The sequence below is a fragment of the Pelomonas sp. BJYL3 genome (assembly GCF_027257975.1).
Classification (GTDB): domain Bacteria; phylum Pseudomonadota; class Gammaproteobacteria; order Burkholderiales; family Burkholderiaceae_C; genus Roseateles_B; species Roseateles_B flavus.
Genome location: NZ_JANZKX010000009.1, coordinates 61866 through 81805, shown reverse-complemented (window position 1 = coordinate 81805; position 19940 = coordinate 61866). Strand labels below are relative to the sequence as shown.

Genomic DNA, 19940 nt, shown 5'->3' with positions numbered 1-19940 from the left:
GAGGACTGTCATGGACCGCATGATCTATCTGTCGATGGCGGGCGCGAAGGCGGCCATGCAGCGCCAGGACGTGCTGGCCAACAACCTCGCCAACGTCTCCACCAACGGCTTCCGGGCCGAGCTGGCCGCCTTTCGCGCGGTGCCTGTGCGCGGCGATGGCGCCAGCACACGGGCCTACGCGCTGGAGACGACCATCGGCTACAACCCGGATCCCGGCGTGATCAGCGCCACGGGCCGCAACCTGGACGTGGCCATGCGCGGCGACGCCTGGCTGGCCGTGCAGGGGCTGGACGGCACCGAGGCCTACACGCGTGCAGGCTCCCTGGACGTCAGCAGCGAAGGGCTGCTGGTGCTGCGCAACGGCCTGCAGGTGCTGGGCGATGGCGGCCCCATCAACGTGCCGCCCAACAGCGAGCTGAGCATCGGCAATGACGGCACGATCACCGCCAAGGGGGCCACGGGCCGCCCGACGGCGATCGGCCGGCTGAAGCTGGTCACGCCCACCGCCGAGACCCCGCTGACCCGAGGCACCGACGGTCTGTTCCGAGCCGCCAATGGCGACCTGCCCGCAGACCAGGCCGCACGGCTGCAGGACGGCGCGCTGGAGGGCTCCAACGTCAGTGCCGTCGAGACCATGGTCAGCATGATCGCCGCCGCCCGCCAGTTCGAGCAGCAGATGAAGCTGCTGCAGATTGCCCAGACCCAGGGACAGACCAGCGCCAAGCTGCTGTCCAGCAACAGCTGAGCCTGAGGGCAAGGCTTCGAGAAGGACCCCGCCATGATTCGCTCGCTCTGGATCGCCAAGACCGGCATGGAAGCCCAGCAGACGCAGCTGGACAACATCTCGCACAACCTGGCCAATGTGGGCACCAACGGCTTCAAGCGCAGCCATGCGGTGTTCGAGGACCTGATCTACCAGAACCTGCGCCAGAGCGGTGCCAACACCACCGAGCAGACGCAGCTGCCCACCGGCCTGCAGCTGGGCCTGGGCGTGCGCACCGTGGCCACCTCGCGCAACTTCAGCCAGGGCAGCCTGCAGCAGACCACGGGCAACTTCGACCTGGCGATCAAGGGCAGCGGCTTCTTCCAGATCCAGATGCCCGACGGCACCACGGCCTACACCCGCGACGGCAGCTTCCAGCTGGACGCCAACGGCCAGGTCGTGACCAACAACGGCTACACGGTGATGCCCGGCATCACCGTGCCGGCCAATGCCCAGAGCGTCACCATCGGCCAGGACGGCACGGTGAGCGTGATGGTGCCGGGCCAGACCCAGCCCCAGACCCTGGGGCAGATCCAGCTGGCCAATTTCGTCAATCCGGCCGGCCTGGAGCCCAAGGGCCAGAACCTCTTCACCGAGACCGCCGCCTCCGGCACGCCCAATGCCGGCGCCCCCAATGCCAACGGCATGGGCGCCATCCAGCAGGGCTTCGTGGAGACGTCCAACGTCAACGTGGTCGAGGAGCTGGTGCAGATGATCCAGACCCAGCGCGCCTACGAGCTGAACTCCAAGGCCGTGCAGACCTCGGACCAGATGCTGCAGAAGCTCTCGCAGATCTGATCGCGCTCCTGAGTCTCACGCCTGCTGATTGAGAGGTTCCCCATGCGTTCCCGCCACATTGCCCCGCCCGCCCTGGCCGCCCTGGCTGCCGTCACGCTGCTGGCCGGTTGTGCCAGCTCGATGAAGATGCCCCAGGTCGAGATGCAGAACACGCCCGTGGTGCAGATGCCGGCCGTGCCACCGCAGACAGCCCTCAACGGCGCCATCTACCAGGCTGCCAGCTATCGCCCGCTCTTCGAGGACCACCGGGCCCGCCTGGTGGGCGACACGCTGACGGTACAGATCGCCGAGAAGGTCAGCGCCAGCCAGTCCTCCACCAGCGAGCTGGCCAAGAGCGGGGACCTCAGCGGCAGCCTCACCGCCCTGCCCGGCATCGCGAGCAACAGCTTCGGCCGGGCCTCGGTGGCGGGCAGCTCCTCCAACAAGGCGGCGGGCAAGGGCGCGAACCAGAACACCAACGAGTTCACGGGCACCGTCACCGCTGTCGTGACCGCGGTGCTGCCCAACGGGCACCTGCTGATCATTGCGGAGAAGCAGATCGGTGTGAACCAGAACGTCGACGTGCTGCGCTTCTCGGGCCAGGTGGACCCGCGCGCCATCCAGCAGGGCAATGCCATCCCCTCCACGGCCATCGCGAACGTGCGCATCGAGCAGCGCGGTCGCGGCGCGCCGGCCGAGGCCCATGGAATAGGCTGGCTGTCGCGCTTCTTTTTGAGTCTTTCGCCGGTCTAAAGTTTTCGCAAAATTGGTCGCAAGGCTACCCCTGCGACCATCATGTCCACCACCACCGTTCTCCGTCTCCTGCTCGCCGCCCTGCTGTTCGCGGCAGGCACTGCCGAAGCGGTGCGCCTCAAGGAAGTCGCCGCCGTCCAGGGCGTGCGCACCAATGCCCTCACGGGCTATGGCCTGGTCGTGGGGCTGGACGGCACCGGCGACCAGACCACCCAAGCCCCCTTCACCGGCCAGAGCCTGCAGGCCATGCTGCAGCAGTTTGGCGTCATCCTGCCCCAGGGCGTGACCATGCAGCCGCGCAACATCGCCGCGGTGATGGTGACGGCCCAGCTCCCCCCCTTCGCCCAGCCGGGCCAGACCCTGGACATCGCCGTGTCCTCCATCGGCAATGCCAAGAGCCTGCGCGGCGGCACGCTGATCGCCACGCCCCTGCGCGGCGCCGACGGCCAGGTCTACGCCATGGCCCAGGGCAACCTGGTGGTGGGCGGCGCCGGGGCCTCGGCCGGTGGCGCCAAGGTGCAGATCAACCACCTCAGCGCCGGCCGCATTCCCGCCGGAGCCACCGTGGAGCGCTCAGTGCCCACGCCCCTGGCCCTGGGCGAGGCCATCCAGCTGGACCTGAATTCCGCCGACTTCGCCACCGCCCGCGCCGTGGCCCGCGCCATCAACAAGGCCAAGGGCACGGGCGTGGCCCAGGCCGTGGACGGCCGCGTGGTGCGGGTCAAGGCCCCCACCGACAGCGATGAGCGCGTGGCCTTCCTCGCCGACCTGGAAGAGTTGCCCATCGAGATGGCAGCCCCGGCAGCCCGGGTGGTGATCAACGCCCGCACAGGTTCGGTGGTGATGAACCAGGCCGTGAGCATCGGCAACTGCGCCGTGGCGCATGGCAACCTCTCCGTCACCATCACCAGCACCCCGCAGGTCAGCCAGCCCGGCGCGCTCAGCGGCGGGCAGACCGTGGTGACAGAAAAGACCGATATCGCGATCCGCCAGGAGGCTGGCCCCTTGATCCAGCTGCCCGCAAGCGCCAAGCTCTCGGACGTGGTCAAGGCGCTCAGCGCACTTGGCGCCACCCCGCAGGATCTGCTGGCGATCCTGCAGGCGATGAAAACTGCCGGCGCGCTCAATGCTGAGCTGGAAGTGATTTGATGGCCCACCCCCTACTGGCTTCGCCAGCCCCCTCGAGGGGGCGCATCCGCAGGACCGGCAAAGCCGGATCCTCGGATGCCGCTCGGCTCGAATGGCGTCCTGCATCGACGGTGCCGGACGCTGCCGAGGAGACCTGACATGCGATTCAATCCACCGACCCTCAGCGGCAACAGCCTCAGCACCGACACGCGCTCGCTGGACGCCCTGCGCGCCTCCGCCGCGCGCGACCCCAAGAGCCAGATCCGTGAGACGGCCAAGCAGTTCGAGTCCCTCTTCATGCAGGAGGTGATGAAGAGCATGCGCGCCGCCACGCTGTCCTCCGGCATGCTGGACAACGCCGGCTCGCAGATGGGCACCGAGATGCTGGACCAGCAGTTCGCCACCAAGATGACGGGCCTGCCCGGCGGGCTTTCGGACGCCATCACACGCCAGCTGCAGCGCCAGATGGGCATCAGCGGTGATGCCGACAAGCCCGCCGCGCCCCAAGCCCTGCCCCAGCTGGCCAAGAAGAACGTGGCCCCGCATGTGCAGGACTTCATCCTCAAGCACGACGGCGCCGCCAAGGAGGCACAGGCCAGCACCGGCATCCCGGCCTCCTTCATGATCGCCCAGGCCGCGCACGAGTCGGGCTGGGGCAAGCGCGAGATCATGAACAAGGACGGCAGCAGCTCGCACAACATCTTCGGCATCAAGGCCACCGCCGGCTGGACTGGCAAGACCACCGAGGTCCAGACCACCGAGTACATCGACGGCCGCCTGCAGAAGGTCACTGCGAAGTTCCGCGCCTATGACAGCTACGCCGACGCGTTCAAGGACTATGCCAAGCTGCTGAGCAGCAATGACCGCTACAAGGACGTGGTGGCCAAGGCCGGCAAGGGCAACGCAGAGACCTTCGCCCAGGGCCTTCAGAAGGCCGGCTATGCCACCGACCCGGACTACGCCGTCAAGCTGGCGAAGACCATCAACACCACGGTGCGCGTGCAGCGCGCCATGGCCTGAGCGCCCGGCGCCTGAGCACCGGACCCAATCGAGGACAGAACCATGGGCAACTCCGCACTGATGTCACTGGGCATGCGGGCCATGTTCGCCAATCAGGCGGCGCTGCAGGTCATCGGCCAGAACATCTCGAATGCCAACACGCCGGGCTACTCGCGCCAGAGCCTGCAGCTCACCACGCCGGACGGCCAGTACACCGGCGCCGGCTACTTCGGCAAGGGCGTGGTGATCGAGACCGTCACCCGCTCCTACAACGCCTTCCTGACCAACAACGCGGCCAGCACCAAGTCCACGGCCTTCATGGACCAGACCAGCCTGGAGCAGCTGTCCCAGCTGGAGAAGCTCTTCCCGCCCGGGACCCAGGGCCTGGGCTACGCGGCCAGCCAGTTCCTCAACGCCATGGTCGACGTGACCAGCCGGCCCAACGACCCCTCCGCCCGCCAGGTGGTGCTGGGCCGTGCGCAGGAGCTGGCCGCGCGCTTCTCCAATGCCGGCGAGCAGCTGCAGCAGCTGCAGGCGGGCGTGGTGAGCGATCTGCGGGCCAATGTGGACGTGATCAACCAGCTCTCCAAGCAGATTGCCGCGGCCAATGACCAGGTCGCCCGCTCCAATGGCAACGGCCACACGCCCAACGACCTGCTGGACAAGCGCGACCAGCTGATCTCGCAGCTGAGCCAGTACGTGCAGGTGACCACGCTGGCCCAGGATGACGGCACGCTGGGCGTCTTCATCGGCGGCGGCCAGCGTCTGGTGCTGGGCGCCGACGCCCAGGCCCTGCAGGTGACGGCCGACCCCTACGATCCGGCCCGCGCCTCGCTGAGCATCATCGACGTCAGCGGCGCCCGCAAGCTGGACGAGTCCATCCTGACCGGCGGCTCCTTGAGCGCACTGCTGCGCTACCAGAACAAGGACATCCAGGACGCCCGCAACCTGATCGGCCAGATGGCCACCGCGCTGGCCACCCGCGTCAACGACCAGCAGGCCCTGGGCTGGACCCTCACCAACCCGCCCGGCTCGGGCAATCCCATCTTCTCCCTGGCGCCCCCGCGGGCCCTGCCGGCCGAGACCAATGTGCGCAATCCCGACGGCACCTTCGCCAGCAAGGTGGACCTCACCATCAGCGACGCCAAGCTGCTGCAGGCCAGCTCCTACAAGCTGCAGCCCGATGCCACCTCGCCCGGCCAGTACAAGCTGACGCGCCTGTCCGACGGCCTGGAGCGCACCATCTCGGACGGCGACACGGTCGACGGCTTCACCGTCAAGATCGTCGGCGCGCCGCTGGCCAGCACCGACAGCATGCTGCTGGAGCCCGTGGCCCAGGCCTCGGTCGACATGCGCCGCGTGCTGGACCAGACCACCGGCATCGCCGCCGCCTCGCCCGTCAGCGCCACCACCGACGTCAACAACAAGGGCACCGTCAGCGTGGACGCCATGTACGCGGTCAACAACAAGCTGGACCTCAGCCTGACGCCGGCCCGCCTGGTCTTCGGTGACCCCAATCCGCTGGTGCCCAATGGCGTGGACTACACCATCACCCTGTCGGACGGCAGCACGCTGACCGGCACCTGGACGCCCGGCTCGCCCATCGGCAACGACCCCGCGGCCTCGCCGCCCATCGACCTGGGCTTCGAGCTGCGCCTGGTGGGCGTGCCCAAGAAGGACGACGCGGTCGACATCACCACCACCAAGTTCCCGGCCAGCAACAACGGCAATGCCAAGGCCTTTCTGAACATCCAGAAGGAAGCCTTCGTGGGCCAGCGCCTGCTGCCCGACGGCAGCCTGGCCGCGGGCTCGACCATCAACGACGCCTATGCGGCCGCCATGTCCGAGATCGGCGCACGGGTGCAGGGTGCCCAGTACCTGAGCAATGTGTCCGCCGCGGTGGCGGCCGACGCCGAGACCAGCCGTGCCAGCCAGGCCGGCGTCAACCTCGACGAGGAAGCCGCCCGGCTCATGCAGTACCAGCAGGGCTACCAGGCCGCCGCCAAGGTGCTGCAGACCGCCCAGACCGTCTTTGCCGAGCTGCTCACGCTGGCTCAGCGCTGAACCCCGGCCCTCACGCGCCGCTGAAGGATTTCCGCCATGAGACTCGCCACCATCACCGTCTTCGACGCCGGCATCACCGAGCTGCAGGCCCGCCAGCAGCGCATGCAGGAAGCGCAGCAGCGGCTGACTTCCGGCAAGCGGGTCGAGATGGCCAGCGACGACCCGACCGGTGCGGCACGCGCCGAGCGCGCCCTCTCGGCCATCGGCCGCGTCGACGCCAACCAGCGCGCGCTGGAAGCCAGCCGCAACGGCATGACGCTGGCCGAAGGTGCCCTGGGTGACGCCAACGAGATTCTCCAGCAGATCCGCGAGACCCTGGTCTCCGCCGGCAACGGCACCTACAGCGATTCGGAGCGCAACGGCCTGGCCAACAAGATCGAGGGCCTGCGCGCCCAGCTGCTGTCCATCGCCAACCGGGCTGACGGCAGCGGCGGCTACCTCTTCTCCGGCCAGGGCGCGGGCAACCCGCCCTTCCTGGACACGGCCACCGGCGTGGTCTACAGCGGTTCCTCCGGCCAGATCCAGACCGGCAACCTTGACAACTTCCCCCTCACCGTCGATGGCCGCCAGACCTGGGAACAGGCCCGCAGCGGCAATGGCAGCTTCGTGACCTCGGCCTTGCCCAACAGCATCACGGGCGGGCCGGCCAAGTCCTGGATCGACTCCGGCCGCGTCATCGATCCGGCGGCCTTGACTGGAGATAGTTACAAGATTTCCATCAGTGGTACAGGACCTACAGCCACTTACACCGTGACGGACACGACAAGCGGTGGTGTCGTGAAATCCGGCACCTATGTGCCAGGCAAGACCCTGGACTTCGATGGCATGTCCATGACACTGCAGGGCGTGGCCGCCGATGGCGACGAGTTCCAGGTCCAGCCTGCGACGAACACGCTGAAGGTCTTTGATGTACTCGACGGCGCGGTGGCCGACCTGCGCAAGACCAACCGTACGGGCACCGAGATCGTGCAAAGCAACGTCCTGGCGCTGCGAGATCTGGACGCCTCCATGGCCAACCTGCAGAATGTGCGAAGCCAGGTCGGGGAACGCCTGAACAATCTGGACGGCACCGAAACCCGCCTGGCCGCGCTGAAGCAGTACAACGAAGCCGAGAAATCGGCCGCGGAAGACCTTGACATGACCCGGGCGATCTCCGATTTCCAGAACCAGCAGACAGGCTACGAAGCCGCCCTCAAGGCCTATGCCACCGTGCAGCGCATGTCCCTCTTCAACTACCTGAACAACTGAACCCAAGCGAAGCGCCTGCATGAGTGAACATCCCATCCTGGGCCAATTGGCCCTGGGCTATGCGCCCGTCATCGACGCCCAGCGCACGGTCACCGCCACGCGCCTGAGCATCCTGCCCCTGCGCCCAGATGCCCCGCTGGATGGAAGCGCCCTGCTGGCCGCGCTGCAGCCGGCCTTCAGCGAACCGCCCAAGCCCCTGCAGCTCAACCTGATGAGCGAAGCCGGCCTCCAGGGCCTGGCCGCCCTGCCCCTGCCTCCGCAGACCCAGCTGGAATGGCCGGCCTTCATGGGCGCCAGCCCCGAGGCTGCGCAAGCCATCCAGGCCGCCCGCAAGAACGGCACCGGCCTGCTGCTCAAGGGGCTCAGTGCCAACCCGCTGGCGCCCGAGCTGCGCGGTGCCTTCGGCCGCGTCCAGCTGGACCTGGACGACGCCCGTCGCCTGGGCCTGGCCGCGCTGCAGGGCAAGAACGTCCTGGTGGGCAATGCCCGCGGCACCGCCGAGATCGATGAAGCCTTCAAGCTGGGCGCGGCCCTGGTTGCCGGGAGCCCCGCGGTCGAGGCCTACGAGCCCCCTCCGGGCGCCGGCAAGCAGGAGATCCAGGCCGACCTGCAGGTCATCGTGGAGCTGATGTCCCGCCTGGACCAGGGCGATGACGTCGAGCGCCTGGAGCAGACCCTCAAGCGCGATCCCAGCCTGGCCTTCAAGCTGCTGCGCTACATGAACTCGGCCGCCTTCGGCCTGCCGGTGGAGGTCAGCTCCTTCCGTCACGCCATCATGCTGCTGGGCTATGCCCGGCTGAAGCGCTGGCTGGCCCTGCTGCTGGCTACCGCCAGCAAGGACCACGCCATGCGTCCCATCATGTACGCCGCGCTGCGCCGCGGCCTGCTGATGGAGGAGCTGGCCAAGGGCATGAGCGAGTCCGAGATGCGGGACGAGATGTTCATCTGCGGCCTGTTCTCCCTGCTGGACCACATGCTCAAGCAGCCCTTCGACAAGCTGCTGCAGTCCATCCCCGTGCCCGAGCGCGTGCGCCAGGCGCTGGTCGAGCAGACCGGGCCGTACAAGCCCTATCTCGACCTGGTCCATGCCGTCGAGAACGAGTCAGCCTTCGACTTCCGCGCCAGCACGGACGCCCTGATGCTGGGCATCGAGGAAGTCAATCTGGCCGTGGTCCGTGCCCTGGGCAAGGCCGCGCAGCTGGAGTAGGCCGGCGGCAAGTCCCGCTCGGGATTGGGGCCTGGCGCTTGTCCTACACTGCGCTTCGTGCCATCCCAGCTCTCTCTGCTCGCCCAGGACCTGACCGCAGTGCGCGGGCTCATGCATGAGCTCAGCGATCCCGTCGTCCTGCTCGGCCGGCGTCTGGAGATCCTCGAAGCCAACCCCGCGGCCCAGGCCCTGGACCTGCAGCCGGGAGGCAGCCTGCAAGGCTTGCGCACCGCCGCTGGCACCAAGGTCTTCGACTGGCTCAAGCTGGCCACCCAGGCGCTGGCCGAAGGCCGACGGGCGCCGGTGGCCCCGACCTGGGCCCTCAGCGAAGCCCTGCGCGCCCAGCTCCATCTCATCGGGCTGACACCCGACACCCAGGACGCGGCCTGCTGGATGCTGCATGCCCGCGTCGAGTCCTCCCCCGAAACGGCGCGCCCCGCCCGCGCAGGGCGCAGCGTGCTGGGTCGCCACCCGGCGAGCGATGTCGGCGTGGCGCCCCATCTGCCCCCGCCATCGCATTCGCCATCGAATCTGCCAGCGCACCCACCGGCACCCCTGGCGCCTGCGGCCCCAGGCGCGGCCCAGGACCTGCTGCAACTGCTCTGGCACTCCCCCTTTCCGGCCTTTGTCGAGGACGGGCAGCACCGGCTGCAGTCGGCCAACGAGGCCCTGCTCACGCTGCTGGGCAGGCCCCTGGAGGCCCTGCAGGGCCAGGACTTCGCGCAGTGGCTGGCGCCCGAGGACCGCGCCCAGTGGCGTGAGCGCCCGCACAGCCGGGCCCTGGCGCGCAGCCTGGTGCGGGCCGACACCGCCGCGCGCCCCCTGCGCCTGCGCGAGCCCGGCGGGCCCGAACGCTGGGTGCGCCTGAGCAGCCATCGGCTCCACGAACCCCAGTCGCCCACGCTGACCCTGGTTCTGCTGCAGGACTGCAGCGCCGAGATGCTGGCCCGCGAGCAGGCCGACCGCGTGCAGCTGGAAACGGCCCAGTGGTTGGACCTCAGCCCGCTGCCCATGGTGCTCTTCGACGCCCAGGGCCTGCTGCTGCGCCACAACAGCGCCTTTGCCGCCCTGTGCCTGCAGGTCCCCGCCACGCTGCACGAGGCTGAGCCCGCCCTGCAGTCCCTGCTGGGCTGGACGCCGCAGGGGCTGCATCCCCTGCTGCTGGAGGGGCAGGGCCTGCTGCTGACCCAGGCCAGCCTGCTGGACCCGCAGGGCCGCACCCGCTGGTGGCAGGCCAAGGCCCGCCTCCTGCCCGAGCATGCAGGCCAGCGCCGGGTGATGGCCCTGCTGGAGGACCGCAGCCTGGAACAGGAGCGCGACCTGGCGCACCAGCAGCTGGACGCCCTGATGGACACCGCCGGCGTCGGCCTGGCCACGTTCCAGCAGGACGCCGGCTGGCTGCGGCCCCGCCCGGGCAAGGGTGGCGCCGCGCCTTCCGGCCCCCTGGCCGGCCTGCAGGGCGTGGGGCGGGACATCGTCGAGCCCGAATCCCTGCCTGAGTTCGAGCGCCTGCAGCGGGCGCTCAAGACCGGTGAGAAGGCCGAGGTCCGCTACGCCGTGCGCCACCCCGAGCTGGGCCGGCGCTGGCTGCTCACGCGGGTCGAGCCCGGGCAGCTGGGATCGGGACAGCGCACCACCTCCGTCGTGACCCTGGACATGACCGCGCAGCAGCAGGCCCAGGCCCGCAGCGAGCAACTGCTGCACGAGCTCACCACCACCATGGACGGCGCCGGCCTGGGCCTGGCCTATCTGCGCGGCCAGCGCCTGGTGCGCTGCAATCCCGGCTTCGCCCGCATGCTGGGCCATGCCACGCAGCCGGAGGCCGGCACCGGCATCGCCCGGCTGTTCCAGGCTCTGCCCGAGCTGGCCCGGCAGGTGCTGGATGCCCTGCAGGCCCTGGATCCGCAGCAGCCTTTCGAGGCCGAGTTCCAGCAGGTCGGCCCGAACCAGGCCCAGGCGCGCTGGCTGTCCCTGAGCCTCAAGGCCGTGCCGGCCGGGCAGTCGATGGAGCCCGAGGCCATCGCGGTGATCAGCGACATCAGCCGCCTCAAGAGCCAGCAGGCGCAGCTGGAGACCCTGGTGCAGGACCGCGAGCTGATGTTCAGCCTGTCCGACGTGGGCATTGCCATCCTGCGCAACGGCCGCATCGAGCGCGCCAACGAGGCCCTGGCGCAGCTGACGGGCTACCGCATCGAAGAACTGGTGGGCCTGCCCCTGCAGGCCCTCTACGAATCGCAGCACGAGTACGAGCACATCGGCCGCCTCACCCAGATGGCCCTGCAGGACAGCGGCCTGTGGCGCGGCGAGCGCCGCGTGCGCCGGCGCGACGGCAGCCTGCTGTGGATGCAGGTCAGCAAGCGCCTGATGCGCCAGGGCCTGGCCGACGAAGCCCTGATCGCCACCTACGTCAACGTGGACGACCGCTGGCGCGCCCAGCAGTCGCTGCTGCTGCAGGCCGAGCGCGAGCGCGCGGTGCTGGACTCGGTGCTGGTGGGCATCGTCACGGTGGGCCGCGGCGGCATCGAGTGGATGAACCGCTCGGCGCGACGCATGTTCGGCGGCGACCTGGTCGAGTTCCTGGGCCAGCCCATGAGCATCGTGGCCACGCCCGAGCCCGAGCATCCCTTCCGCCAGACGCACTACCTCGACGAGCTCACCGAAGGCCAGGCCGAGACCTTCGAATGCCGGCTGATGGCCCGCGACGGCCGCGAGTTCTGGGTGGTGGGCAACGCCGTGGTGACAGGTCTTGCCGAGCATGGCCGCCAGCTCACCTACGCCCTGCTGGACATCGAACGCCGCCGCCAGGCCGAGGCACAGACCCAGCAGGCCCAGGCTTCCCTGCGCCGCATCATCGAGGCCGCGCCCCTGGCCATCAGCCTGCTGGATGCCCGCAGCCTGCGCCTGGAGAAGATCAACCAGGTGGCAGCCCGACTGGCCGGCCGCCCCGAGCAGGCCCTGCTGGGCGCGACGCCGGAAGAGCTCTTCGGCGCCGAGCAGGGCAGCGCCATCCGCCTGGACATGGAGGCCGCGCTGCAGACCGACGCCGTCACCCAGCGCGAGTACCCCTTGCGCATGGGCGGCGAGACCCGCATCTGGGACACCCGCTACCTGCACCTCAGCGACGTCAGCCGCCCCGACGGCGCCAGCGAGCCCGAGCAGCTGCTGATGGTGGCCAGCGACGTCACCGAGCAGCGCGCCGCCGAGGCTGCGCGCCTGGAGGCCGCCATCGCCCAGCGCGAGCTGCTGGTGAAGGAAGTGCACCACCGCATCAAGAACAACCTTCAAGGCGTGGCGGGCCTGCTGCAGCAGATCGCCGCGCGCCGCCCGGAGATCAAGGGCGTGATCTCCGAGGCCGTGGGCCAGGTGCAGGCCATCGCCCAGGTCTACGGCCTGCAGGTGGGCGGCGCCGGGCCACTGCGCGTGCCCAAGGTGGTGGAGGCCATCACCGGCTCCGTGCAGCGCATGTTCGGCCGGCCCATCCATTGCCATATCGAGGGCGGCATGGCGGCCGAGGCGGCGCGCTGGGCCCTGCCGGAGGCCGAATCCATCCCCATTGCGCTGACGCTCAACGAGCTGCTCACCAACGCGATCAAGCACAGCGTGGACGCGCCCATCCACTGCCACCTGCGCTGCGAGACCGACCGGGTCTCGATCCAGATCGTCAACCCGGGCCAGCTGCCACCGGGCTTCAGCCTGGCCGGCGTGCCCGGCAGCGTCTCGGGCCTGGGCCTGGTGCGTGCGCTGCTGCCCCGACGCAGCGCCACGCTGAGCCTGGAGCAGCAGGGCCTGCTGGTGTGCTGCACCATGGAGCTGCAGCCGCCCAGCATCACCTGGCTGGCCGCCGGCTGAACCGGGCCCCGGGCTTGCCCATGAGCGACACGGTCGCCCTGCGCCCCGCTCTGTGCCTGACTAGGGCAATCGTGAAGGCAGGCAAGGCGGCAATTCAGCGACAATGACCGCTTTTGGCCGCCCGGAATGACCAGGAGCGGCCCAGATCACGCCGCTCCACCCCGGGGCCGAAAGCGTGGCCAGGCCGGGCGAATCCGGCCACCTTGGGTGGGAGAACGCAGGCAGTGACGAGCAAAGGCAAGATTCTGGTGGTCGACGACGACAGGCTGGTCCTGGCGACGCTCACCCACGGCCTGGTCCAGGCCGGCTACGAGGTCATTGACGCCGACAACGGCGACGATGCCATCCTGCTGGCGCGCGAGCACCGCCCGGAACTCGCCCTGCTGGACATCCGCATGGAGGGCATGAGCGGCTTCGACGTCGCCGCCTATCTGCGCGAGGCCCTGCAGACGCCCTTCATGTTCCTCTCGGCCTTCGCCGACGAAGACACCGTGGCCAAGGTCAAGGAACTGGGCGCCGTGGCCTATCTGGTCAAGCCCCTGGACATCCACCAGATCGTGCCGGCGGTGGAAGCGGCCTTTGCCAACCTGCGGGCAAGGATCGGCGGCAGCACCCCGACCGAGCCGCCGCGCGCCCAGGGCGGCGACGAAGTGCTCGGCCAGACCGAGGCCATGGCCGTGGGCGTGCTGATGCACCGCTATTCCCTCTCCCGCCGCGATGCCCTGACGCGCCTGCGCCGCATGGCGGCTGCGGAAGGCCGCTCCCTCCCGGATCAGGCCGCGCGCCTGCTTGAAGCCGTGGAACTGCTGGCCCTGCCCGCGACGGACCAGGCCTGAGGCGGCAGTGCGCCGCCCTGCGCGCGGCGTTCAGCCCGGCAGCGTGAAGTTGAAGCGGGCGCCCTGCCCCACGGCCGACTCGGCCCAGATCTCGCCCCCATGGCGCCTGACGATGCGCCGCACCGACGCCAGACCCACGCCCGTGCCGGGGAAATCGCTGGCGCTGTGCAGGCGCTGAAAGGCAGCGAAGAGCCGGTCGGCAAAGCGCATGTCGAAGCCCGCGCCGTCGTCGCTCACCACGAAGACCCGGCCCTGCGGCGTGTCCTTGGCTTCGAAGGTGATGTGTGCCAGCTCGCACTTGCTGCTGTACTTCCAGGCATTGCCCAGCAGGTTCTCCAGCACCACGCGCAGCAGGGTGGGATCGCCCTGGGCCACCAGGCCGGGCTGGATGCGGACCTCCACCTGGCGTTGCGGGGCGTCACGGCGCAGCTCCTCGACCACGAGGCCGGCGAGCACGCTGAGGTCCACCGGCCGGCACTCCAGCGCCTGGACCGAAAGCCGGCTCAGGGCCAGCAGGGCATCGATCATCTGATTCATGCGCTGGGCCGCGCCGGAGATGCGGTCCAGGTGGTCATTGCCCACGCGGTCCAGCAGACGGCCGTAGTCCTCCCGCAGGATGCGGGCAAAGCCCTCGACCACACGCAGCGGTGCGCGCAGGTCATGCGAGACGGTGTAGGCGAAGGCGGCCTGCTCGGCGCGCAGGCCTTCGCTGTCGGCCTGCTGCAGCGTGCTGACGGCGCCCTGGGCGGGCGCTGCGGCCTCCGGCGCCGCGATGAAACGCGCGCTGCCCAGGAAGCCACAGAAACGCCCGCTGCCGTCCAGCAGGGGCACGGCCTGCAGGGACCAGCTGCCGGCCTGCGGCTTCGCGCAGGCGGAGGCCCCGGGCAGGCTCAGCTGTTGGATGGGGCGCTGGGCCGTCAGGGCTTCGTGCAGCTGCAGCGCCAGGGGCGCCTCCAGCTGCAGGCGCTCGGCCAGGGACTGCGTCGCGGCCAGGCCCACCCAGCTGGAGCCGGGCTGGCCCCAGGGGGCCTGCCAGCGCACCAGGTGATGCTGGGCATCGGTCTGCCATTGCCAGTCGGACTGCACCTGAGCCTGCGCGTGCAGTTGCTGGCGCAGCTCGCGCAGGGACTCGCCCAGCTGCTGTCGCGTGAGGCGCACGCCCAGGTGCCAGCCCAGCGCCAGCGCCACGCACAGCAGCAGCATGGCCGCCACGGCCAGCAGCCCGCTCCACAGCGCGCCTTGCGATTCCATGCTGCCCAGCATCCACAGGCCCAGCGCCGCAAGCGCGAGCCCCAGTCCGACGAGGGCGCCCCCCCACCAGGGTCGGCGTCGACCACGCTGCGGGACTTGGCTGAGGCTGCTCATGCAACTCATTGTAAAGATCCCTCTACCCAGTTCAGCGGCGTTTCACCGAGAATGCGGCGATGAGGGTCCAGGGCCCGCCTTGGAGGCGCCGCCCACCGCAGAGAGACGATCCATGCAGGAACGAGACACAGGCCGGGCCCCGGGGGGCGCGGCAGCACATGCACCGACAGGCACCGCCCGCCACCGGGACGAGGGTCAGGTCTTGAGGGCCCTGGCCCGCGCCGGCCGCCCCACTGGCCCGCAGGGCGCCCATGACGCCTGATTCCTCCCTGGCCGGCGAGGCGGCTCGGCAGCTCCTGCAGGCCCTGAATCCGGCCGATTCCCTGGCCCTGCTGGACCTGCTCCCCATGGGCCTGCTGCTGATGGACAGCCAGGACGGCCGCCTGATGCACCTCAACCGCGAGGCCGAGCGCCTGCTCTCGCTGCGCGGCGCTGCCGTGCTGGGCCAGCCCCTGGGCCAGGGCGTGGACCCGGCGCTGGCCGAGCTCTGCGCCCCCGCACGGTGGCAGACGCTGCGAGAAGGCCGCCGCGGCGCTCGCGAGGACCTGCGCGTGCAGACCCCCTTCGGCTCGCGCTGGCTGCAGGTGCAGCGCCTGCTGCTGCCCCTGGCCGGACAGCGTCGCACCCTCGCGGTGCTGGTCCTGCAGGACGCCAACGCCCGCCGCCAGCTGGAGCGCGCGCTGCAGGAAAGCGACACCCGTTTCCGGGAAGTGACCGACGCCGTCAGCGAGTGCCTCTTCGTCACCAATGCCGAGTGGGACCGCCTGCATTTCAGCTCGCCCCTGTTGCTGGACACCCTGGGGCTGAGCCCCATGGACCTGCGCCACGGCCCCCGCCTGTTCGAGGAGCGCATCCACCCCGAGGACCGCGTGCTCTACCAGCGCCGGCTGCTGGCCCAGGCCGCCGGCGAGTCCTCGGACATGGTGCTGCGCATCCAGCACCCCGGCCGCGGGCTGCGCTGGGTGCGTCTGCGCACGCGGGTCCAGGTGCACGCGGGCGGGGCGCCCCTGGTCTACGGCATCCTGGCCGACGTGACCGAGGAGCAGCAGCGCCACCGCGAGCTGCAGGCCGCACGGGACAAGGCCGAGTCCGCCAGCCAGGCCAAGAGCCTGCTGATGGCGAACATGAGCCATGAGTTCCGCACCCCCATGAACGGCATCCTGGGCATGACCCAGCTCCTGCTCAACACCCCGCTGGACCAGCGGCAGCAGCACTACGCGCGCCAGGTCCAGGCCAGCGCCGAAGACCTGCAGCACCTGCTGGACGACATGCTGGACCTCGCCCATCTGGAAGGCGAGGCCGCCGAGCTCCGCGGGGGCGACTGCCCGCTGCGGCCGCTGCTGGAGACGCTGACCGCCCAGTACCGTCCGCAGGCCGAGTCGCGCGGCCTGCGTCTGACGTTGGAGCTGCCGGAGGACCTGCCGGCCTCGGTGCCGGTGTCCGCCGGCGCGCTGCGCCGATTGCTGGGCAAGCTGCTGGACAACGCCCTCAAGTTCACCGAACAGGGCGAGGTCCGCCTGAGGGCCCTGCGCCAGCCCACCGGCAGCTCGCCGGACGGCCTGCTGCTGCAGGTGGTGGACACCGGCATCGGCATCCCGGCGGAGAAGCTGCAACGCCTGTTCATGCCCTTCACCCAGGGCAATGCCAGCCTCGCGCGCCGCTACGGTGGCGCGGGCCTGGGCCTGGCGGTGGCTCAGCAGCTGGCCCAGCAGATGGGCGCGCGCCTGGAAGCTGCCGCGCGGCCCGAGGGCGGCAGCATCTTCAGCCTGGCGCTGCCCCTGACGGCAGCCGGCGGCTCAGCGGCTCAGGCGCCGGCCGTGGCCGGGCCCGCAACGCCACCGGCATGGCGCATCCTCGTCGTCGAGGACAACCCGGTGAACCAGGAAGTCATCCAGCAGATGCTGCTGCAGCTGGGCTGCACCGTGCAGCTCACAAACGGCGGCGAAGAAGGCCTGCTCGCCCTGGGCGAATCGACCTTCGACCTGGTCATGATGGACATCCACATGCCCGGCATGGATGGCATCCAGGCCCTGCAGATCTTCCGTCGAGGCGGCGACGGCCGCTTCCGTTTCGTCAATCCGGGACGCCTGCCAGTGATCGCCGTGACCGCAAACGCCCTGTCAGGCGACCGCGGCAAGCTGCTGGCCTATGGTTTCGACGACTACCTGCCCAAGCCCATCCGCAGCGGTGAACTGCAGGCCGTGCTGCAGCGCCAGCTGGGCCAGGCCGCCCTGTCCGGCCCCGAGACCGCCCCCGCGCCTGCCGAATCGGCCCACCTTCCTCCTGGAGAGACCATGCCGTCTGCCACCCCGCCCACCTCGCCCGAGCGCAGCGCCGGCTGCCTGGATGAGGCCTCGCTGCAACGCCTGCGCGACCTGGACCCCAGCGGCAGCAACCAGCTGCTGCCCCGGGTGATCAACGCCTTCGTCAAGTCCCTGGACAAGCTCCTGCCCGACCTCCAGCGCGCCCGGGAGGCCGGCATGGACCTGGCGGCCATCCGGCATGTGGCCCATACACTGAAGTCCTCCTCGGCGAGCCTGGGAGCCCTCCAGCTGTCGCGGCACTGTGCCGATATCGAGACCATGGCCCGCAACGGACAGACCGAAGGCTTGGACAAGCTCATCGATGCCATGCATGATGAGGCGGGGCTGGTACGCCATGCCCTTGAAGCCTTGTTGACGGGGCCCCAATGAACTCAGCCAACCCGACCGTGGACCAGGACCTGCCCGAGCAGCCCCGCGTGCTGCTCGTGGACGACGACGAAGTCAATCTGCTGCTCACCGCCATCGCCCTGCGGGAGCGGGGCTTTGACATCACCGAGGCCAGCAGTGGCGAGGAGGCGCTGCGCACGGTGTCGGGCTGGACGCCGGACATCATCGTGCTGGACGCCATGATGCCGGAGCTGGACGGCTTCGAGACCTGCAGCCGCCTGCGAGAGATGCCGGGCTTCGAGTCCACGCCCGTGCTGATGCTGACCGGCCTCGACGACGAGGCCTCCATCAACCGCGCCTACCAGGTCGGCGCCACCGACTTCTTCGTCAAGTCCACCCAGTGGAGCCTGCTGGCCGGGCGCCTGCGCTACCTGCTGCGCAGCTCGCGCACCCGCATCGAGCTGGAGCGCAGCAAGGCCCGCCTGGCCCGCGCGCAAGACCTGGCACGCATGGGCAGCTTCGAATGGCACCGCGGCGCGGGCGGCTTCGTGCTGGCCACGGAAGCCCTGCGCGTGTTCGGCTACGGCCCGAACGAGCCGCTGGACTTCATCGGCGTCATGCGCATGGTGCCCCGGGACGAGCGGCAGCTCTTCATGCGCCTGCTGCGCGAGGTCATGGCCCACAACTCGGTGCTGGTGACCGACGTCGCCGTGACCCTGGTCGACGGCCGGCAGCGCGTGCTTCACATCGAGGCCGAGCCCGAGTTCAACGAGCACGGCAATGCCAGCGGCTACACCGGCGTGATCCAGGACGTCACCGACCGCCGCCTGGCCGAGGACAAGATCCGCCAGCTGGCCAATTTCGACGCCCTCACCGGCCTGCCCAACCGCCGCCAGCTGATCTGGCGGGCCGAGCGCGCCATCGAGGCGGCGCGGCGCAGCGGCCACGAGGTGGGCCTGCTGCTGATCGACCTGGACCGCTTCAAGGTCATCAACGACACCCTGGGCCATGCCGCCGGCGACGAGCTGCTGATGGAGGTGGGCCGCCGCCTGCGTGCCTGCGTGCGCCACTCCGACCAGATCATGGAAGGCCTGCTCGAATCAGTGGGCGGCCGTTCGCACCGCACCCTGGAGGCCGTGGGCCGCCTGGGCGGCGACGAATTCGTGGCCCTGCTGCCCGAGGTGACCGACGAGCGCGACGCCGAGCGCGTGGCCCAGCGCGTGCTGGAGGCCCTGCGCGAGCCCATTTTCATCGCCGGCCAGGAGTGCTTCGTCACGGCCAGCGTGGGCATCGCCATCTATCCGCGTGACGGCACCACCACGGCCGACCTGCTGCGCAATTCCGACGTCGCCATGTACGCGGTCAAGAGCCAGGGGCGCAATGCCTCGGCGCTCTACACCCCGCAGCTGGCCGGCCGGGGCCGCGAGAAGCTGGAGCTGGAGTCCGCCCTGCACAAGGCCATCGAGCGCAACGAGATCGTGCTGCACTACCAGCCCAAGATCGACGTGCGTGCCGCCCGCATGGTGGGCGCCGAGGCCCTCATGCGCTGGCAGCGCGGCGACAAGCTCGTGCCCCCGGGGGACTTCATCCCCCTGGCCGAGGAGACCGGCCTGATCGTGCCGCTGTCCGAGTGGGCGCTGCGCGAGGCGGCCCGCCAGGCCAAGGTCTGGCAGCTGAACTTCGGCTTCTCGGACGCCATCGCCGTCAACCTGCCCAACCGGCTGTTCGAGCGCTCGGACCTGGTCGAGCACATCCACCAGTGCGTCAGTGCCTACGGCGTGCCGCACCGGGCCATCCAGCTGGAGATCACCGAGACGGGCCTGATGAAGGACCTGCAGAACGTGATCCCCGCGCTGCACCGGCTCAACGAGGTAGGCGTGGAGATCTCCATCGACGACTTCGGCACCGGCTACTCCTCCCTGGCCTACCTGACCACGCTGCCCATCTCCGAGGTCAAGATCGACCGCAGCTTCGTGCGCGATCTGGGCATCACGCCGCAGAGCTCGGCCGTGGTCACCGCCATCATCGCCCTGGCGCGTTCGCTGGGCCTGCGCGTGATCGCCGAGGGCGTGGAGACCCTGCGCCAGATGGAGGTGCTGCACCGCCTGGGTTGCAGCGTGATGCAGGGCTTCCTCTTCAGCCGCCCGCTCGCCGCGGACGACCTCGAACGCTGGCTCGCGCAGACCGTGCTGCCCCGCAAGGCACCGTGGATCGTCCAGGCCAACGGCCTGGATGGCGACCCGGCCCTGAGCCGCCCCCTCAGCAGCCCGGCCGGCGGCCAGCGCTGAGCCTTCAGGAAC

The 19940-nt window shown here is 69.9% G+C and carries 13 protein-coding genes; 12 read left to right on the top strand and 1 reads right to left on the bottom strand.

Annotated features, from left to right (window positions below; genetic code table 11):
* Nucleotides 1–10 precede the first annotated feature (10 nt).
* From flgF to O9Y01_RS22030, 10 genes are all read left to right on the top strand, one after another.
* Nucleotides 11–745, top strand: a complete 735-nt coding sequence (flgF, locus tag O9Y01_RS22075; protein ID WP_269633814.1) for a flagellar basal-body rod protein FlgF — start codon at nt 11–13, stop codon at nt 743–745.
* Nucleotides 746–778: 33 nt separating this feature from the next.
* A complete protein-coding gene (gene flgG, locus O9Y01_RS22070) occupies nt 779–1561 on the top strand; it encodes a flagellar basal-body rod protein FlgG (protein ID WP_269633813.1) in 783 nt (260 codons plus the stop codon).
* Between the two features lie 42 nt (nt 1562–1603).
* A complete protein-coding gene (locus tag O9Y01_RS22065) occupies nt 1604–2293 on the top strand; it encodes a flagellar basal body L-ring protein FlgH (protein WP_269633812.1) in 690 nt (229 codons plus the stop codon).
* Nucleotides 2294–2335: 42 nt separating this feature from the next.
* A complete protein-coding gene (locus O9Y01_RS22060) occupies nt 2336–3442 on the top strand; it encodes a flagellar basal body P-ring protein FlgI (protein WP_269633811.1) in 1107 nt (368 codons plus the stop codon).
* A gap of 138 nt (nt 3443–3580) precedes the next feature.
* Nucleotides 3581–4441, top strand: a complete 861-nt coding sequence (gene flgJ / locus O9Y01_RS22055) for a flagellar assembly peptidoglycan hydrolase FlgJ (RefSeq protein ID WP_269633810.1) — start codon at nt 3581–3583, stop codon at nt 4439–4441.
* A gap of 42 nt (nt 4442–4483) precedes the next feature.
* A complete protein-coding gene (flgK, locus tag O9Y01_RS22050) occupies nt 4484–6484 on the top strand; it encodes a flagellar hook-associated protein FlgK (RefSeq protein WP_269633809.1) in 2001 nt (666 codons plus the stop codon).
* A 36-nt stretch (nt 6485–6520) separates the two neighbouring features.
* Nucleotides 6521–7732 (top strand): flagellar hook-associated protein FlgL, encoded by a 1212-nt coding sequence (flgL, locus tag O9Y01_RS22045; RefSeq protein WP_269633808.1) that lies wholly within the window; start codon nt 6521–6523, stop codon nt 7730–7732.
* Nucleotides 7733–7751: 19 nt separating this feature from the next.
* Entirely contained in the window at nt 7752–8939 is a 1188-nt protein-coding gene (locus O9Y01_RS22040; RefSeq protein ID WP_269633807.1) for an EAL and HDOD domain-containing protein, read from the top strand.
* 111 nt (nt 8940–9050) lie between these two features.
* Nucleotides 9051–12788 (top strand): PAS domain S-box protein, encoded by a 3738-nt coding sequence (locus O9Y01_RS22035; protein WP_269633806.1) that lies wholly within the window; start codon nt 9051–9053, stop codon nt 12786–12788.
* Between the two features lie 224 nt (nt 12789–13012).
* Complete coding sequence (locus O9Y01_RS22030; RefSeq protein ID WP_269633805.1) at nt 13013–13624, top strand: response regulator; 612 nt, start codon at nt 13013–13015, stop codon at nt 13622–13624.
* A gap of 30 nt (nt 13625–13654) precedes the next feature.
* Here O9Y01_RS22030 and O9Y01_RS22025 read toward each other — a convergent pair whose 3' ends face one another.
* Entirely contained in the window at nt 13655–14989 is a 1335-nt protein-coding gene (locus O9Y01_RS22025) for a sensor histidine kinase (protein ID WP_269633804.1), read from the bottom strand.
* A gap of 251 nt (nt 14990–15240) precedes the next feature.
* Between O9Y01_RS22025 and O9Y01_RS22020 the strand changes: the two genes are divergently transcribed.
* Nucleotides 15241–17682 (top strand): PAS domain-containing hybrid sensor histidine kinase/response regulator, encoded by a 2442-nt coding sequence (locus tag O9Y01_RS22020; protein ID WP_269633802.1) that lies wholly within the window; start codon nt 15241–15243, stop codon nt 17680–17682.
* Nucleotides 17679–19928 (top strand): putative bifunctional diguanylate cyclase/phosphodiesterase, encoded by a 2250-nt coding sequence (locus O9Y01_RS22015; RefSeq protein WP_269633801.1) that lies wholly within the window; start codon nt 17679–17681, stop codon nt 19926–19928. The genes O9Y01_RS22020 and O9Y01_RS22015 overlap by 4 nt, the downstream gene beginning before the upstream one ends.
* Nucleotides 19929–19940 lie beyond the last annotated feature (12 nt).

What these genes read in the sequence shown, in the direction of transcription:
- O9Y01_RS22020 (WP_269633802.1), top strand. Translation starts at nt 15,241, where the DNA reads ATGACGCCTGATTCCTCCCTGGCCGGCGAGGCGGCTCGGCAGCTCCTG.
- flgL (WP_269633808.1), top strand. Translation starts at nt 6,521, where the DNA reads ATGAGACTCGCCACCATCACCGTCTTCGACGCCGGCATCACCGAGCTG.
- flgF (WP_269633814.1), top strand. Translation starts at nt 11, where the DNA reads ATGGACCGCATGATCTATCTGTCGATGGCGGGCGCGAAGGCGGCCATG.
- O9Y01_RS22025 (WP_269633804.1), bottom strand. Translation starts at nt 14,989, where the DNA reads ATGAGCAGCCTCAGCCAAGTCCCGCAGCGTGGTCGACGCCGACCCTGG.
- O9Y01_RS22035 (WP_269633806.1), top strand. Translation starts at nt 9,051, where the DNA reads ATGCATGAGCTCAGCGATCCCGTCGTCCTGCTCGGCCGGCGTCTGGAG.
- O9Y01_RS22040 (WP_269633807.1), top strand. Translation starts at nt 7,752, where the DNA reads ATGAGTGAACATCCCATCCTGGGCCAATTGGCCCTGGGCTATGCGCCC.
- flgK (WP_269633809.1), top strand. Translation starts at nt 4,484, where the DNA reads ATGGGCAACTCCGCACTGATGTCACTGGGCATGCGGGCCATGTTCGCC.
- O9Y01_RS22060 (WP_269633811.1), top strand. Translation starts at nt 2,336, where the DNA reads ATGTCCACCACCACCGTTCTCCGTCTCCTGCTCGCCGCCCTGCTGTTC.
- O9Y01_RS22015 (WP_269633801.1), top strand. Translation starts at nt 17,679, where the DNA reads ATGAACTCAGCCAACCCGACCGTGGACCAGGACCTGCCCGAGCAGCCC.
- flgJ (WP_269633810.1), top strand. Translation starts at nt 3,581, where the DNA reads ATGCGATTCAATCCACCGACCCTCAGCGGCAACAGCCTCAGCACCGAC.
- O9Y01_RS22065 (WP_269633812.1), top strand. Translation starts at nt 1,604, where the DNA reads ATGCGTTCCCGCCACATTGCCCCGCCCGCCCTGGCCGCCCTGGCTGCC.
- flgG (WP_269633813.1), top strand. Translation starts at nt 779, where the DNA reads ATGATTCGCTCGCTCTGGATCGCCAAGACCGGCATGGAAGCCCAGCAG.